This is a genomic window from Salinivibrio sp. IB868 (genome assembly GCF_001995655.1).
Classification (GTDB): domain Bacteria; phylum Pseudomonadota; class Gammaproteobacteria; order Enterobacterales; family Vibrionaceae; genus Salinivibrio; species Salinivibrio siamensis.
Map to the genome: position 1 here is coordinate 97839 of NZ_MUEW01000004.1, position 15566 is coordinate 113404.

Here is a 15566-nt window from a genome sequence, read left to right on the forward strand (position 1 = left end):
GTAATAACACTCGCTGTTTCTATTCAGAGAAGGCTAAGATTCAGGCCATTGCCATGGCTTGTTGCGCGATCACCAGCTCTTCGTTGGTTGGGATCACCAATGCAAGTGGTGACGATTGGGTGGTGATTTTCCCTGCGGCACCAAAACGCGCGGCGGCGTTGGCATCGGCATCCGCTTGATAGCCAAAAATGGCCAGCTCTTTGAGGATCATCTCACGCACTGGCAGTGAGTTCTCGCCAATTCCGCCTGTGAAAACAATCGCATCCAGGCGAGATAAAGGCACCATGTAACTTGCGATGTATTTTGCTACGCGATAAGCGAACATTTCTAGCGCCAATTGTGCGCCTTTGTGGCTCTGCTCTGCCGCCTCGACCAAGCCTCGACAATCGTTCGTCAATTCCGAAACACCCAATAAACCTGCTTTGTCGAGCAGTTCATGATGGATCTCATCGGTACTCAGGCCTTTTTTGGAGAGAAACTCTAAAATGGATGGGTCGATATCACCACAGCGTGTGCCCATCATCAATCCCGCCAATGGCGTGAAACCCATGCTGGTATCGACACTTTGGCCATCTTTCACCGCACACAAAGAGGCACCGTTGCCAAGGTGTACGGTGATTACGTTGGTTTGCTCAGGTGCTTGGTTAAGCCATTTAGCGGCTTCACGACTCACATAATAATGGCTGGTACCGTGGAAGCCGTAACGACGAATGCCATAATCATTATAGAGCTGACGCGAGATCGCGTAGTGATACGCTTTTTCCGGCATGGTTTGATGGAATGCGGTATCGAAAACCGCGACTTGCGGCAAGCTTGGGAAGGCTTTGCGTGCCGCTTTGATGCCCACTACATGCGCGGGATTATGCAATGGCGCCAAGGCTTTTAGCGCATCGATTTGCGCCAGTACGGCATCGTCTATCAAGGTGGCTTGACTGAAGGTTTCACCGCCGTGTACCACTCGGTGGCCAACGGCCTGCAGTTTGTCACTCAACTGGTTGCTTTCGATAAGGCCCACAATGATGTCCATGGCCTCTTGGTGGTGGTTGCTTCCTGCACTTAAGGTTTTCTCGGTTTTTTCACCGTCGACTTTCCAGCTCATCCGCGCATCATCGCGCCCAAAGCATTCTCCAGCGCCGGAAATCACAGCATCGCCAGTTTGCGCATCCATCAGTGCGAATTTTAATGACGAGCTACCTGAATTAATAACGAGTACCAGTGCATCACTCATAGGGTTACCTTATTGGCAGAATTAGGGTCACGGCTCACTACCGTCACCCCATTATTAAAATATTTTTGAATAATTCAACTGTCGTTATAGTAATAGCATAATTGCGCAACAATTTACTGCTTAAGATCAAGCTAAGTGCGCACAGACTAGGCAAAAAATAAAACCGATAGATAGCTCACGGCAGCGACAGCCAACACTAATGAAAAATAAGTAACCAGGGCACGTCTCCGACGGATCCAAGTCCCCACGCCCGCGAGTATGCTGCGATGTGGACCCGTCATCCCTAGGCTGAGAGCATATTGATGAGCTAGACGTTGGTGGCCTTGCGCATATAACCGCTCAAGCAGCTGGTGGACATGCGCCACTGAGCAGTGACCCAGCACAGCCATACACTCCTCATGGGGCATGACCGTGAGCAATTCAACTTGCTTGTTGAGCTCATATTGCAAAAAGGCATTGCGAGCAGCCACGATTTCTGACGTTGAAAAAGTGGTCGATTCAGTAAAAGCGTTGTTCATTACCGTCATGGCGAATCTCCCGATTGGCAGCAGGTAACGACCATCAACAACATAGTGCCCAGCAGGGCAGAGTGATGTAATAACAGCGAGAGGAGAAAAACAAAGCAGGCGGGGCCAACTATCAACGACAGTCGGTAACAATGAAATGTAGCAATACCAACAGTCGCTATTTTTCTCCGTTAAGACTCGGAGGATGGTCGGTATTGTTCATGGTTATCTCCAAATACATGTGTTGCTTAGAAAGCATGATAACTATAACAAAAAACGCAGGGACTGTCTGTCAACGGAAGGTCATCTCTCACCCCATAGCCCGATCAATAATAGCCATGACATTAGGATTTCGTTTCAGCTCGCTGACGACATAACAACACACTGGCGCCCAACAGTTGCGAAAAAGCGACCGTTAAATCGGTTTGCATTTGTTGTTCGCACTCTTGCTGTAGTGTTTTTAAACATCTAAATGCGGCACCATTATCGGCTTTGCCGCTGATTAACACATAAAAACAAAGCTTTAGCGTTGCTTTAAACTCACCCTCGGCATGCATCGCTTGCATCCAGCTTTTCATAAACGCATTGATGGTACTGCGAGTATCGAGGGGCGTACGCAGGCTCTCCACCAAAAAAGGCTCTAATGCGACCATAAAATCTTGCTTGCGGGGAAAGTGGTGGCTGATCCCGGTGCGCGATACGCCTGTCGCTTCACTGAGCGTGGTATAAGACATTCCTTCATAACCAAGCGCCAACAGCTGCCGCTTCGCCTCTGCCAAGATAGTCTCAATGGTTTGCTGTGTTTGGGCTTTACTGCGTTTTGGCATGCGTAATCTGTTCTCCCCGTCAATCGCCGTCATTGGCGCTGTGATGACACGCGCGCCACTCGGCTCGCGGTCAGGCTAACTCACGAAAAAGTCCCGCCCCTTTTAAAATAGTACAGACTGACCCACTCAGCCTGACACTAACGCTTTACCAAGACGCTGAAGCGGATCAAACTTCCAAAAACCTTATTGAGAAGAATATGAAAAAACTGAAAAATCCGTGGCAAATCACTGCAAATAGTGCCATCAGTCATAATTTGAACACGTGTTTAAATGATTATCTTGCTTCTCCTCGCTCCTGATCACTAAATTAACATTATTATAACGTTTAAACGTATTCTTACGTTGCGACAATGAGGAAGTCCAATGTCACATATCAAACCGAACGATCAGATCCTACGGTGGGCCGATGAACGTCCAAGCCATGTTTTTCTGCGCCAGATTCACGGCCGCCGCTTTCATGACTACACCTTTGCGGATGTGGCCGACCAAGCATTGCGCATGGTCACCGCTCTGCGTGACATGGGACTGAAGCCCGGTGATAAGGTCGCGCTCATCTCTAAAAACTGCGCGGAATGGTTTATTGCCGATTTAGCGATGATGATGGGCAGTTATATCAGCGTGCCGATATTTCCCACGGCCGGGACAGACACCATTGACCATGTGGTGACCCACAGCGAATCGAAAGCCATGTTTGTAGGCAAGCTTGATGACAGTAAAGCCCTGAGCGCCTCACTGGAAAACATGCCAGGCTTAAAGACCATTGCCTTTCCTTATCCCACGATTAGCTGCCATTACGAATGGCATGATTTGATCGCCAACCATGAAGCATCAGATGAGCGCCCTGTGCATCAAGACAGTGATGTGATGTCTTTAGTGTATACTTCCGGCACGTCGGGATTACCTAAAGGGGCGATTTTAAGTTATGGCGGCTACTGCTGGTCAGCTCAGCGGTTAATTGACCATATTGGCATTGAGCCTGATGACCGCCTGTTCTCTTATCTACCACTGGCGCATATTACCGAGCGGGTTTACATCATGGGCTCGGCGATCATGGGCGGGATCCCAACCGCTTTCCCTGAATCGCTTGATACCTTTATCGAAGATGTCAAAATGCATCGTCCGACGCTATTTATCTCTGTTCCTCGCTTATGGACGCTGTTCCAGCAACGGATTCAAGAGAAGCTTCCAGACGGAAAGCTTAACCTTCTCCTTCGCATCCCCTTGGTCAATAACCTGATTAAAGGCAAAATCGCTAAAAACCTTGGGTTGGATCAGGCACGCGTGTTGGGCTGCGGCTCAGCCCCTGTCTCGCCCGCATTACTGCAATGGTATGAAAAGCTAGGATTACACATTACCGAGGCGTGGGGCATGACAGAGAGCTATGCCTACAGTACTCTCAACTACCCCTTTAGAGCCGATAAGATTGGCACAGTCGGTAATGCTGGGCCTGGGGTTGAGATAAAAATTGCCGATGACCAAGAAATCCTGGTAAAAAGCGAAGGCCTGTTCAGTGGATACTACAAAAACGAAGAGGCCACAGCCGAGACCTTGGTGGATGGCTGGTTACATACGGGTGATCTCGGTGAACTAGACAGTGAGGGGTATCTCAGTATTTCGGGGCGTAAAAACGACACCTTTAAAACCGCCAAAGGTAAGTTTGTCGCGCCCGTGCCGATTGAAAAGCGTTTGTTCGAGCTCTCTAATGCCGAGATGCTCTGTGTGATCGGTTCAGGCATGCCAGCGCCTATTCTGCTCGCGCTGCCACACCATTTTCCACATTTTGACCGCGCGCGTTATGAGCGCCGGGTGAAGAAGGTGATTGATACCATCAATGGGGAGCTGGAGTCGCACCAGCAAATCAAAGGCGTGTTGATGATTAAAGAACCTTGGAGTATTGAAAACGGCAAACTCACGCCGACGCTGAAAATTCGCCGCCACAAGCTGGAGCAAGAGTATCATGATATCGGTACTCACTGGCCAAAAGGCACCTTAGTGCAATGGGAAGAAGATTGGGGCTGATCCTTTCACTCATCGCCTGATAACACTCACCCACTATTGGCATAGACGCGCATAGTGGGTGATGTTTTTCTCCATACCTGGCTGATATCGATAAGCCGTGCTTCAAACATCGTAAAACCTGACCTGCCTCAATGTGCCACAACCAAGACTTTGCTAAAGATCGTCGTATCGACTTACAGCAGGCCCACTCACACACTTTTTATGCCTGCTGCTTTTAACGTAGGGAAAGACCATGAAAGAGAATCAAACCGACACCTGTGATGCATGTGGTGTCAGCGCTGAAATAGGTTACATCATTTCTGAGGGCGACGAAGTGGCAGAAGTGACCATTCACGGCGACAGCAACGACGCGGTGCAAGCACGCTTCGAGCAATACCTAGCCCTTGCAGAAGGCATTAATCCTGCCGTTAAGCATGACTTTGATCCGCAACAGCTCGATGGCCATCGCGCACACATCAAGCTACAGTTTGAATGCAGTGCCGAAAAGCTGATTTTTGAATTACGCAGCCGCGGGCTCAATAACGCGTAAATATCACGCGAAAACACCATGCGTTTCAGTGGTTCAAGCAACAGGGTGTTATCTCACACCCTGTTGTTGCTTGCTGAACACTGTTTATAAGCGCAAACTTTGCCAAGCCTCGCACATCTCTCGGAAGGTGGTTGCATCTCCCTCGGGCCGATCTGGATGCCACTTCAGTGCCATTTTACGCCACTGACGACGGATTTCATGCTCACTGGCATTCTCATCCAACCCCAACACTTTTAACGCCTTATTGCGCTCCAACATGGCCTCACCCGGCGCCTCATTGCCAATATGACGCTGGTAGTGCTTCCAAAACGACGACAGCAGCTCTTTCACGTCATCTTGGCTGGCGTCATAGTTATTCCAGTCCATGTAGTAATCACGCAATGGGTCCTGATAATCAATTTCTTTGGCCACAAAGCCACTGTTACCAACCCGCCATTGCAGCTGGATATCCATTGACTCAACCTGCAACCATTGCTGTGGCAACAACATTTCTTGTAGTTGATACAAGGCATTCATTATCAAGAAATTGCGTTTGAATAAATCAAGGTGGGGGTCAGCATCGAGCTGGGCCATCATGGTGTCTTTTTGCAGCTCACCGAGTAGGTGGTGCACTTTCCAGCTTTGTCGCGTTGATTCTAGAATACTGAGTATTGGCCAAATCAGGGGGTTGTCTATTTCATCCCGTTTTTCAGCAAGCATGACGTTCATCCTCTGTCACTGGCCAGCTACCTTGAACCGGCATCTCTTGGGGTTGGTTGTAAAGCCACCTTATTAAGGTATAAACCAATTCTGGCTATTTTGTAGCAAATATCGGGAAATCCATTTTCGAGGCACGCCTATATAACCGCGTTCGCCGCCATCATAATGACACTCCCAACGTTGCCGATTAAATATTAAGCATATCCAGTGCCAACTTATGATGAAAAAGAGACCGTTTTGGCATATTAAAACCAAGTCTTGTCTGTTTATGTCGAGTCGACATCACAAGGCATTCACCTTAAACCGTGCAAACCCCATAATTTTTGTCATCTAATTCGCATTGTGCCCAGAACTCCATTAACCTTTTTACAAGGACATACTAAACAACCGCTTTTCTATGACAGCATCTTCAACACAATGTGAGGCCTGCAGGGATGCGCAGCCACTCGCATTCGATTTTACCATGGCATTCCAGCCCATTATTCAGCTCTCTACGCATTCCATTTATGCCTACGAGGCACTTGCCCGTGGCAAAGACGGTAGCGGTGCGGGCAGTGTGTTTCAGCATGTCAACAAAGAGAATCAGTATCAATTTGACCAAACCTGCCGGATCAAGGCGGTCAAACTCGCGGCCGAACTATCTATCCCTTGTTACCTCAGCATTAACTTTATGCCTAATGCGGTGTACGAGCCAGAGCGCTGTATCCGCACCACGCTGAAAGCGGCGAATGACTATAACTTTCCGCTCAACCGGATCTTATTTGAGTTCACCGAAGGGGAAGAAGTCCTTGATTACAGCCATATTCAGCGCATTATTCGCTATTACCGTTCACAAGGTTTTTTAACCGCAATCGATGATTTCGGTGCCGGCTATTCCGGTCTTACCGCGCTGTCCAGCATTAACACGCATATGATTAAGCTGGATATGGCACTGATACGGAATATTGACACTGACGTTACCAAGCAAACCATTGTGCGCCACAGTGTCGCTATGTGTCATGAACTGGGACGTCAAATTATTGCCGAAGGCGTTGAAACAGAAGGCGAGCTTCAGTGCCTGGTTGGCTTGGGCGTCGACTTCTTTCAAGGGTATTACATCGCTAAACCCGGGTTCGAGTGTTTACCACCTATCAATCAAGCACCTGGATTAGAAGCCTTCCACCGTCAATAAGATGACGACTCAGCGAGTCTTAGCACTCGCTGTTTTAACTCCCTCACAATCACAATTGATAATCTTTCTCAGCTATCAACTTTCAAGGTATACTGTTGCGCAATTACCGCGTTGAACAGGTGTAAAGAATGAATGGTGAATCGCTGAACGCACGTGGCCTCTCCCGGCGTCAATTCTTACAAACAACTGCAGCGGTGGCAGCCCTTTCCACCCTACCCGCTTGCTCATTAGTCTCAGCGTCCCGAGAAAACGAGCAATGGGAATACCATCTCAGCGCCGAGCCCAGTCAGGCCGCGTTGGTTCCCGGTCATCAGACCGACGTCCTGGCCTTTAATGGCGACATCCCAGCGCCAACGCTCCGCTGCCGCCAAGGCGAGCCAGTGACGATTCACTTTACCAATAACCTCAACGAACCCACCACCATTCACTGGCATGGGTTACGTATCCCCATTGAAATGGACGGTGTTCCTTTCTTATCCCAAGCGCCTATTCAGCCCGGTGAAACCTTTACCTATCGTTTTACCCCACCGGATGCCGGCACCTTTTGGTACCACCCGCATATGAACTCTGTCGTGCAGTTGGGTAAAGGGCTGGTCGGCGCGATTGTGGTCGAGGAAGCCACGCCTGTCGTGTTCGATGAGGAGCACACTCTGACACTTAAGCACTGGCATCTCGACCGACAAGGCCATTGGAAAGATCTCGCCATTCCACGCTACAGCGCGCGCATGGGGACACCCGGTGAATGGGGCACCGTGAATGGTATTCATCACCCTGAATACACACTGCAAGAAAAGGCGACCACACGGCTGCGCTTAGCCAATGTGGACAATACGCTCACCTATCCGATTCAAGTGCGCGGCGCAGAAGCCTGGATAATCGCCATCGATGGTAACCCGATTGCCACACCACGCCGACTAGAGGAGCACAAGATAGCACCAGGGATGCGGCTAGATATTGGCCTGATTGCACCAAACGCTGGCGAAAAAATCGAGGTGATGCATATGAAAGGTGACTTTCCTTTCTTACTCGCCAGCTTTACCTCGACGCCTTCTCATCTTGAAGAAAAGCCATTGCCCGCTTTGCCGCTCAATCCCGTCACGCCGATCGATTTAGCCAACGCCGAAACCCGCCACTTTGTGTTTGAGTGGGCAGGGGCGATCACACCGGCCGATAAACAAGGCAAAGGGAAACACGAGTTCTGGCTGATGAATAAACGCGCTTGGGAGGGAATGAGTAAAGGTAATATTCCTGAGCCGATCGCCAAACTGGAACGTGGGAAGACCTATATCTTCGATTTAAAAAACGTCACGCAATACCATCACCCTATTCACCTGCACGGTCACACCTTTACTGTGCTGGAAATGGATGGCAAACCTGTCACGCCATTCCACACTGACACCGTGCTGTTGGGTAAAAATGGCCACGCCAAGGCAGCGTTTGTGGCCGATAATCCGGGCCGATGGATGTACCATTGCCATGTTATTGAGCACATGAAAACCGGCCTGATGGGGTTTGTCGAGGTCGCATAGCGGCCAAATCACGCCTATAAAAAACGGCGAGCACTTGGCTCGCCGCTTTATGCCGTCACTCGGTTTTCACCCGCTGCGATTAACTGTCCTTTTCCGTTTTAAAGCGATTAACTAACTCTGATAGCTCTGAGGCCACCATACGCAGCTCGGCGGCTGTTGCATTGGTTTGCTCTGCCGTTGATGCTGCACTGTTGGCACCTTCCAAAACACTGGTCACATTCTGATTAATATCTTCCGATACCGAGTGTTGCTCTTCTGTCGCCGTGGCAATTTGTGCCGCCATGTCGTGAATTTGTCCTACCAAACTTTGGATGGTGTCAAAGACACTCAAGGCCTCTTCCGTCGCTTCAGTGGTGGTTTGTGAATGCTCAACACTGCCTTGCAGCTTTTCAGAGAGCTGGTTGGTGCGTTGGGTTAAGGCCTGCAACAGTTCATCGATCTCTTCGGTTGATTTGGTGGTTTTTTGCGATAGCACCCGCACCTCGTCTGCGACCACCGCAAAGCCTCGTCCATGCTCCCCGGCGCGTGCTGACTCAATCGCCGCATTAAGCGCAAGCAAATTGGTTTGCTCGGCAATACCTCGAATGGTATCTAGCATGGCGGTGATATTGTCGTTCTCTTTGGTGAGCTCCGCCATCGCACTATCTGCTTCGTTGAGCGTGGTGGCCATTTCTTGCACCGCTGCACGCGTGTTATTCATCAATGCCATGCCTCGGTCCACTTCTGACTGGCACTGCTGGGCGGAGTCCGCCGTTTGATTACAGTTTTGCGATACCTCATTGGCCGTGGCCACCATTTGGTGGAACGCGGTGGCAATTTGCTCTAGCCCTGAGCGCTGCTGATGACTAGCACCATCCAGCTGCTCCGCAAATTGGGTGGTTTGATCGGCATGAGACGACAGCTTGGTCGATCTGTCCTTAATACCAATGATCAGCTCTTGAATCACATCCACGAACTGATTAAACGCCCCCGCCGTTTTACCCAACTCATCCTGGCTGCGAACCGGTAAACGCTTGGTCAAATCACCATCACCGCTTGCCGCATCACTCAGCCCATCACTGACAGCAATGATAGATGCCGATATACGTTGAATCATAAAGTAGCCAAGTACACCAAACGCGATAACAAGGATGAGGCTGATGGATAAGATAACCGTTTGCAGCTGGGTGACCTGACCCAGGACTTCTTGCTGCGGCACAATCCCAATCAAACGCCAGCCACTCTCCGGTGCTTTGTATTGGTTAACAAAATAATCTTTACCGTCAAAAGACACGGCGGTAAGTGACTCGCTAAAATTGCCGCCGCTGTAAACACTTTCGACATTCCGCGCAGACTCAAAGTTGTTATCCGGATTGTTAGGATCAGCCAGTACTGTCCCTGTGTCTTCCACCAGCACAATGTAACCTGACTCGCCGAGAGTGACGTCGCCCAGCATGTTTGTCAGTGCTTCTAAGGTAACATCGACACCAATCACGCCGCTCAGCCCCTCTTGGGCCTGGAACTCCATCACATAATCAAGGAGGGGGGCCCCGGTATTCACGTCTTGATAGGCAGGCACCCTGACAGGATTATTGCCGCTTCCCTGTCCCGTCTGATACCAAGGGCGCGGTCTCGGGTCATAATCACCCAAATCGCCTTGCGGCCATTGAATGTAACCACCATCGCTTAGACCAAGAAACACATACGCAAAATCTTCTCGTGATTCACCCATCGCCTCAAGCAACCCATATGCCCGTGCTTCAGCGGGGCTATTTTGCTTGGAGGTCATGGTTTTGGTTGCGCCCATGTATTTGGTGACGGAGCTGTCTAACCGTTGAAGGGCTTCGCTGTTACCCAGCATTTTGGCATTTGCGGCCAACCCCTCCAGGTAGAATTTAAACGCATTGCCTATGTGCTGCATCTCTTTGTACGAGCTCTGCTCATAGCTTTGCAACGTACTCGTTCGGAACTGATAGAGTGACACAATGGCGATAATAAGCGTGGGCAGGATAACGCCTGTCAGGACTACGACGAGTAATCGTTTTTTAATACTCATACTGACCTCCGTCAGTGGCTGCACATAGAAGCATATCTAGTTAAAAGGTGAAGCGTGTTGTTTTAAATTAGAACAACTGTTAATGACAATCTAATAAATAACGCATTTATCCCTATTTTTCCTAAAAGGCCGACTTGTGCTGCTCGCCTTTTTAGACAAATGCAACGACTCGGCAGGCACAGATTGCATCAACACGCAAAACCCTTTAAATTAGACAAATCTAAACTAAAAGGCAGGCCTTATGACGAAGAAAAACTATCAGGAAATCAATCAGCAACAATTGGCGCTCAATAAACAATTTAAAGCTCACAGCAGTGATACTCTGTCCGCATTTGGACAGCTTCATCGGGCAGCCATGGCAGAGGGCGATCTTGACGTAAAAACCAAAGAGTTAATTGCACTAGGGATTGGTATTGCCGCACGCTGCGATGGCTGTATTGGTGCACACGTAGCCGCCGCGCTCAAACATGGCGCAACCAAACAAGAATGCGTAGAGACCATTAACGTCGCGATCGTAATGGGCGGCGGCCCGTCATTGATTTACGGCTCTCAAGCACTGGAGGCGGTCGAACAACTGAGTGAGGCGTAGCTTATTAGCACTCGGCAACATTATCAGGCTGAGATTAGACGGTCTCAGCCTTATCGAGGACCCTTGTTATTACTAACGCAAATAGTGTATCGATATGCTGCCAAAACACCTACTCGTAACATGTTCGACACTCTCTCCAATCTCACCTCCCGTGAGGACAGAGAACACAAACATTCCCAGCCACCCATCTCAGCGAAAATCGGTTCATCCCCGTGGGCACGGGGAACACGTGTGTTAAACCCAAAGGCCAGATTATCTGGCCGGTTCATCCCCGTGGGCACGGGGAACACAAAATCAGTGCCGCGACAAAACACCTGGCAACCGGTTCATCCCCGTGGGCACGGGGAACACTTCTCGATTCCAACGCCGCCCTTGCGCACCACCGGTTCATCCCCGTGGGCACGGGGAACACAAGTTGTTTGGTGACTTCTCGCACCAAAAACGCGGTTCATCCCCGTGGGCACGGGGAACACGCATGGTTGCCACCTCGACGCTGTCTGTTTTCACGGTTCATCCCCGTGGGCACGGGGAACACTTGCGTCATCAAGTGCAACGTTATAGCCAGCACGGTTCATCCCCGTGGGCACGGGGAACACTGTGCATATGCGAACTAGAAAACGTCGCCGTCCGGTTCATCCCCGTGGGCACGGGGAACACCGGCGCTGCGTTGTCTCATCGATGCCATCTAGCGGTTCATCCCCGTGGGCACGGGGAACACGCCTTGATTGCTTCGTCGGTCGTTGCCTTGAACGGTTCATCCCCGTGGGCACGGGGAACACGGCTGCGGTTTGCTGGCTGACGTTGTACGCGACGGTTCATCCCCGTGGGCACGGGGAACACATACTTTTTACCATTTCTACCAATAAAAACCCCGGTTCATCCCCGTGGGCACGGGGAACACCACGAAGTCCATGTAGTCGAGCGAAATGAACGCGGTTCATCCCCGTGGGCACGGGGAACACTGCCGCCCCGTATGCGTTTTAAATTTCTAATACGGTTCATCCCCGTGGGCACGGGGAACACTGACCTCGTAATATTTCAATCCAGCTTCATTGCGGTTCATCCCCGTGGGCACGGGGAACACTTTTCAGGCTGAACAGACGTGAACTCAGTTGGCGGTTCATCCCCGTGGGCACGGGGAACACCGAGCCCTACTAGACAAACTCAATAGGGGTCTCGGTTCATCCCCGTGGGCACGGGGAACACTCGTCATTAATCGTCACTCCACCCTCAATTTCCGGTTCATCCCCGTGGGCACGGGGAACACACCACGACCGAGCCGCTAACCTCCTTGCCAAACGGTTCATCCCCGTGGGCACGGGGAACACGGGTTAACCATATCAGTCAACCAAGGCACGCCCGGTTCATCCCCGTGGGCACGGGGAACACGAAATGGTGATTTCAGACTCCAGCGCTTCCAGCGGTTCATCCCCGTGGGCACGGGGAACACTCACCAACTCGCCCATATTGGATGTTGTGACGCGGTTCATCCCCGTGGGCACGGGGAACACGACAGAGCAGCAATTACAGGCGCAGGACGTCTCGGTTCATCCCCGTGGGCACGGGGAACACAATTGTTGACAATACCTAATTTAGGGCATAAGCGGTTCATCCCCGTGGGCACGGGGAACACTCGCTATCATCAAATCCAATGCAGCGCCTTGCCGGTTCATCCCCGTGGGCACGGGGAACACTAAGCGGATATTACTGTTTTATATAACAAAAATCGACCTGCATTTTTCTACCAACTTTTTAAAGAGCAAACTGGGCTTATTTATCCTCATCACTCGGCTTAAATACCACCAACCTTAAACCATCTAAATCGACAGGCTCCCGACGGTTTTCACCATAAGTTTGAAAGTCAAAACCTGATTCATTATTCACCGCCCAACACATCACCACGTTGCCGACATCAGCGAGTTCAGTTATTTGCTCCCAAATCATTTCCCGCACGCGACGTGTTACATCGCCCACATAAACACCAGCGCGAACTTCGAGCAACCAGACCGCAAGTCGGCCACGTAACCTTGGCGGTACGGCTTCGGTGACGACAACAAGCATACTCATTATCTAGCCGCTCCTATGTCCGCTATCACCGATTGATTTTGGCTCAGGTATAGCTGGTGGTTGGGCGTCATGAGGCGGTTCAGGCGGTGTAATATCACCTGCCGCTAATACCTCTTCGATCATCGGAATAATATTTTTCAATAACTTGCTGGTTCTAAAGAGTTCACGACAAGCAAGGCGTACTTGTCTGTCAGGTGCTGCGGGTGAAGAGGCGGCAACTTTGAAGGCGAGTGGTACGACCGTGTCAAATTTAACAATGTCTGCAATATCATAAACAAACGAAAGTGGTTTACCCGAGTGGATAAATCCAATCGCCGGCGCGTAACCCGCTGCTAAAATAGCCGCTTCAGTCACGCCATAAAGGCAACTGGTCGCCGCACTAATACATTGATTGGTCACATCGCCTTTATCCCAGTCATTTGGATCATAGTTGCGGCCATGCCATTCAACGCCGTATTGCTTGGCCAATATTTTGTAGCTGTTGCGTACTCGAGCCCCTTCAATCCCACGTAATTGTTCAACACTACGTCTTTGAGGCGCCGGCTCACCAAATCGTCGCTCAAACATTTTACGCACGACTTTTAGACGTAAATCAGGGTCAAGCGCAAGCTGCGCTTGGTATAAAAGACGATCAGACCGCGCACCGCCAGGTTGCCCCACAGAATACAGTCTCACTCCTGATTCACCGACCCAAATCAATAATGTACCCGTTGTTGCCGCGAGTTTAACCGCAGCATGACTGATGCGCGTACCCGGCTCCAACATAATGCATACCACTGAGCCCACTGGGATATGCATCCGTTCACCATTCACCTCATCAATCACAACAAAGGCACCATCACGCACATCAATGCGCCCCATCCCGACAAAAACCATCGAACGCCTGTCTTTTATCGGGATAGGTTTTAACGGAATGAACCCCATGGTGCCTCCATATTTATTGGCCGATATCTATGCAGGCCGAATCAGCATTAACCCACAACCCATAGCTTTGGCGCGCCCAAAACCTTTTGCGTATTGTTTCAAAAAGCGTTCGCTGTCTTGGAGCGTTAAAGTACCGCGAGCATCCACACTCGAAAACTGGACATGCGCGCCATTCTTTTTCCGACTTTGATGTTGGGTATATCCCTCAATCGTTGGTACGTTATCGAATGTAACACCCCACTGCGACAATCGATTTTCATCATAAAGCCATTGTTGCGCGGCCTGATCCATAGTTTCCTGCAATGCGATAGCGCTCACTTCCCCCGCCTGCTTTTTAGCATGCATAAGGACATCGTGCCGCTGTCGCTTTCCTTTTGCATCTGTCACACAAATCGTCGGGTTCACTCTTAACTGAAAATGAAGCCGCTGGCCATTGTATAACTGGGGCGAAAATGGCTTGGTTTGGAGTTCAAACACGCCGGTGTCATCTTGTGGTGAAATAGTTGAAAGCACATAAAACAGCGGCCGTCCGGTGGCTTGATCTTGCTCCTCTCGATATATGAACGGTCGTTCACTCGCATGACGAAAGAGTTGCCAAATGATTTGGTGCGCACTGTATGCACCATTATGGCCAAACTTTGAGATCAGTTTAACTGCTTCTGCGGATGACAGTAGTCGGACTTTAGACAGGTACATCGTTGGCCTCCTCTACCGTCAATTGATGCATAACGCGTTGTTTAAATTGCCAACGACCGCGATTAATAGGCTCATCCCAAGGGTGGGTGGTTAATACGCGCTCATCATCAATTTCACCCACATCGCCTTCCCAAAAGTAAGTCGCATAAGGTGTCGTTCCCAGCCAGAGTGCATCGCTTTTGTTCGATGCTGTTATCGCTGGAAACTCCATATCCAATGCTGACTTTAAATCAGCATTGGCCACCAAGGTAGGCTGCAGCGGTAAGGCCGGTGGACATGCTTTTCTTCCCAAAGAAAGGGGATACACAGGCTTTAATAACGCCTTTTTTAGCTCGTTTAATGACATCGTAGCCGAGGGCGAGAGCCACACTGCAACGACCCACAAACCGTCACAACGATAATCACGTTTTGAGAGCACAGTTTGTAGTTTCTTTCCCGTTTTTAATTCACTTTGGCGCGTGCGATGTATGCGCTTTTTATCATGACTCGGCACCTGCGCGGTATGGTAGTCACGCAAAAGCGAACCCGGTACACACTGCTTGATGCCGATACATACGCTTTGTTGCAAGCTTAAAAGCTGCGTCTCATCATCCCGCTTTATGCCAAGTGCCGCCCCAAGTAATCCAAGTACGGCTGAACGCGACGGATACGCGCTGGTGGGTCTGTCGCCACCAACGGCTGGATCCCCCCAACTGGCTAGCGGTCCATATAGTCGAAAAACAAGATAATCTCGCATCTTGACTCCCA

General features: G+C 50.2%; 14 protein-coding genes and 1 CRISPR repeat array. Of the genes, 5 read left to right on the forward strand and 9 right to left on the reverse strand.

Annotated elements, in window-relative coordinates; translation table 11 throughout:
- Nucleotides 1-40: 40 nt before the first annotated feature.
- From BZG20_RS05990 to BZG20_RS06000, 3 genes are all read right to left on the reverse strand, one after another.
- On the reverse strand, nt 41-1228 hold the full coding sequence (locus BZG20_RS05990) for an acetate kinase (RefSeq protein ID WP_077578419.1): 1188 nt from the start codon (nt 1226-1228) through the stop codon (nt 41-43).
- A gap of 146 nt (nt 1229-1374) precedes the next feature.
- Nucleotides 1375-1755, reverse strand: a complete 381-nt coding sequence (locus BZG20_RS05995) for a hypothetical protein (RefSeq protein WP_077578420.1) — start codon at nt 1753-1755, stop codon at nt 1375-1377.
- Nucleotides 1756-2078: 323 nt separating this feature from the next.
- A complete protein-coding gene (locus BZG20_RS06000; RefSeq protein WP_046075717.1) occupies nt 2079-2561 on the reverse strand; it encodes a TetR/AcrR family transcriptional regulator in 483 nt (160 codons plus the stop codon).
- Nucleotides 2562-2924: 363 nt separating this feature from the next.
- Between BZG20_RS06000 and BZG20_RS06005 the strand changes: the two genes are divergently transcribed.
- Complete coding sequence (locus tag BZG20_RS06005) at nt 2925-4580, forward strand: AMP-binding protein (RefSeq protein WP_077578422.1); 1656 nt, start codon at nt 2925-2927, stop codon at nt 4578-4580.
- A gap of 232 nt (nt 4581-4812) precedes the next feature.
- Complete coding sequence (locus tag BZG20_RS06010; protein WP_077578423.1) at nt 4813-5109, forward strand: DUF406 family protein; 297 nt, start codon at nt 4813-4815, stop codon at nt 5107-5109.
- 84 nt (nt 5110-5193) lie between these two features.
- Here BZG20_RS06010 and BZG20_RS06015 read toward each other — a convergent pair whose 3' ends face one another.
- The gene (locus BZG20_RS06015; RefSeq protein WP_046075714.1) at nt 5194-5808 is read right to left on the reverse strand and encodes a DNA-J related domain-containing protein; all 615 of its coding nucleotides are present in this window, start codon (nt 5806-5808) and stop codon (nt 5194-5196) included.
- 397 nt (nt 5809-6205) lie between these two features.
- Between BZG20_RS06015 and BZG20_RS06020 the strand changes: the two genes are divergently transcribed.
- Together BZG20_RS06020 and BZG20_RS06025 are read left to right on the forward strand one after the other, a co-directional pair.
- The gene (locus tag BZG20_RS06020) at nt 6206-6979 is read left to right on the forward strand and encodes an EAL domain-containing protein (RefSeq protein ID WP_077578424.1); all 774 of its coding nucleotides are present in this window, start codon (nt 6206-6208) and stop codon (nt 6977-6979) included.
- Between the two features lie 128 nt (nt 6980-7107).
- Nucleotides 7108-8508 (forward strand): multicopper oxidase family protein, encoded by a 1401-nt coding sequence (locus tag BZG20_RS06025; protein ID WP_077578425.1) that lies wholly within the window; start codon nt 7108-7110, stop codon nt 8506-8508.
- Between the two features lie 79 nt (nt 8509-8587).
- Here the strand turns inward: BZG20_RS06025 and BZG20_RS06030 are convergent, their stop codons facing one another.
- On the reverse strand, nt 8588-10543 hold the full coding sequence (locus BZG20_RS06030) for a methyl-accepting chemotaxis protein (RefSeq protein ID WP_077578426.1): 1956 nt from the start codon (nt 10541-10543) through the stop codon (nt 8588-8590).
- Between the two features lie 241 nt (nt 10544-10784).
- On the opposite strand from BZG20_RS06030, the gene BZG20_RS06035 reads away from it, so the two are divergent.
- Complete coding sequence (locus BZG20_RS06035; RefSeq protein ID WP_046075710.1) at nt 10785-11132, forward strand: carboxymuconolactone decarboxylase family protein; 348 nt, start codon at nt 10785-10787, stop codon at nt 11130-11132.
- A 200-nt stretch (nt 11133-11332) separates the two neighbouring features.
- Nucleotides 11333-12826: a CRISPR direct-repeat array (repeat unit 29 nt; unit sequence CGGTTCATCCCCGTGGGCACGGGGAACAC).
- A gap of 76 nt (nt 12827-12902) precedes the next feature.
- On the opposite strand, the gene cas2e is transcribed toward BZG20_RS06035, so the two are convergent.
- Genes cas2e through cas5e form a run of 4 tightly spaced genes read right to left on the reverse strand, consistent with a single transcriptional unit; the run spans nt 12903 to nt 15555 of the window.
- Complete coding sequence (gene cas2e / locus BZG20_RS06040) at nt 12903-13199, reverse strand: type I-E CRISPR-associated endoribonuclease Cas2e (protein WP_069589326.1); 297 nt, start codon at nt 13197-13199, stop codon at nt 12903-12905.
- 3 nt (nt 13200-13202) lie between these two features.
- Nucleotides 13203-14123 carry a type I-E CRISPR-associated endonuclease Cas1e gene (cas1e, locus tag BZG20_RS06045; protein ID WP_077578427.1) on the reverse strand — a complete coding sequence of 307 codons (921 nt, stop codon included), beginning with the start codon at nt 14121-14123 and terminating at the stop codon, nt 13203-13205.
- A gap of 27 nt (nt 14124-14150) precedes the next feature.
- Entirely contained in the window at nt 14151-14819 is a 669-nt protein-coding gene (gene cas6e / locus BZG20_RS06050) for a type I-E CRISPR-associated protein Cas6/Cse3/CasE (RefSeq protein ID WP_077578428.1), read from the reverse strand.
- Nucleotides 14806-15555, reverse strand: a complete 750-nt coding sequence (cas5e, locus tag BZG20_RS06055) for a type I-E CRISPR-associated protein Cas5/CasD (protein ID WP_069361016.1) — start codon at nt 15553-15555, stop codon at nt 14806-14808. The genes cas6e and cas5e overlap by 14 nt, the downstream gene beginning before the upstream one ends.
- Between the last annotated feature and the right edge of the window lie 11 nt (nt 15556-15566).

Bases quoted from the DNA above. Each gene is read 5' to 3' on its own strand.
- BZG20_RS06030 (WP_077578426.1), bottom strand. From the start codon at position 10,543: ATGAGTATTAAAAAACGATTACTCGTCGTAGTCCTGACAGGCGTTATC.
- BZG20_RS06010 (WP_077578423.1), top strand. From the start codon at position 4,813: ATGAAAGAGAATCAAACCGACACCTGTGATGCATGTGGTGTCAGCGCT.
- cas6e (WP_077578428.1), bottom strand. From the start codon at position 14,819: ATGTACCTGTCTAAAGTCCGACTACTGTCATCCGCAGAAGCAGTTAAA.
- BZG20_RS06035 (WP_046075710.1), top strand. From the start codon at position 10,785: ATGACGAAGAAAAACTATCAGGAAATCAATCAGCAACAATTGGCGCTC.
- BZG20_RS06015 (WP_046075714.1), bottom strand. From the start codon at position 5,808: ATGCTTGCTGAAAAACGGGATGAAATAGACAACCCCCTGATTTGGCCA.
- BZG20_RS06005 (WP_077578422.1), top strand. From the start codon at position 2,925: ATGTCACATATCAAACCGAACGATCAGATCCTACGGTGGGCCGATGAA.
- cas2e (WP_069589326.1), bottom strand. From the start codon at position 13,199: ATGAGTATGCTTGTTGTCGTCACCGAAGCCGTACCGCCAAGGTTACGT.
- BZG20_RS06020 (WP_077578424.1), top strand. From the start codon at position 6,206: ATGACAGCATCTTCAACACAATGTGAGGCCTGCAGGGATGCGCAGCCA.
- BZG20_RS06000 (WP_046075717.1), bottom strand. From the start codon at position 2,561: ATGCCAAAACGCAGTAAAGCCCAAACACAGCAAACCATTGAGACTATC.
- BZG20_RS05995 (WP_077578420.1), bottom strand. From the start codon at position 1,755: ATGACGGTAATGAACAACGCTTTTACTGAATCGACCACTTTTTCAACG.
- BZG20_RS05990 (WP_077578419.1), bottom strand. From the start codon at position 1,228: ATGAGTGATGCACTGGTACTCGTTATTAATTCAGGTAGCTCGTCATTA.
- cas5e (WP_069361016.1), bottom strand. From the start codon at position 15,555: ATGCGAGATTATCTTGTTTTTCGACTATATGGACCGCTAGCCAGTTGG.
- cas1e (WP_077578427.1), bottom strand. From the start codon at position 14,123: ATGGGGTTCATTCCGTTAAAACCTATCCCGATAAAAGACAGGCGTTCG.
- BZG20_RS06025 (WP_077578425.1), top strand. From the start codon at position 7,108: ATGAATGGTGAATCGCTGAACGCACGTGGCCTCTCCCGGCGTCAATTC.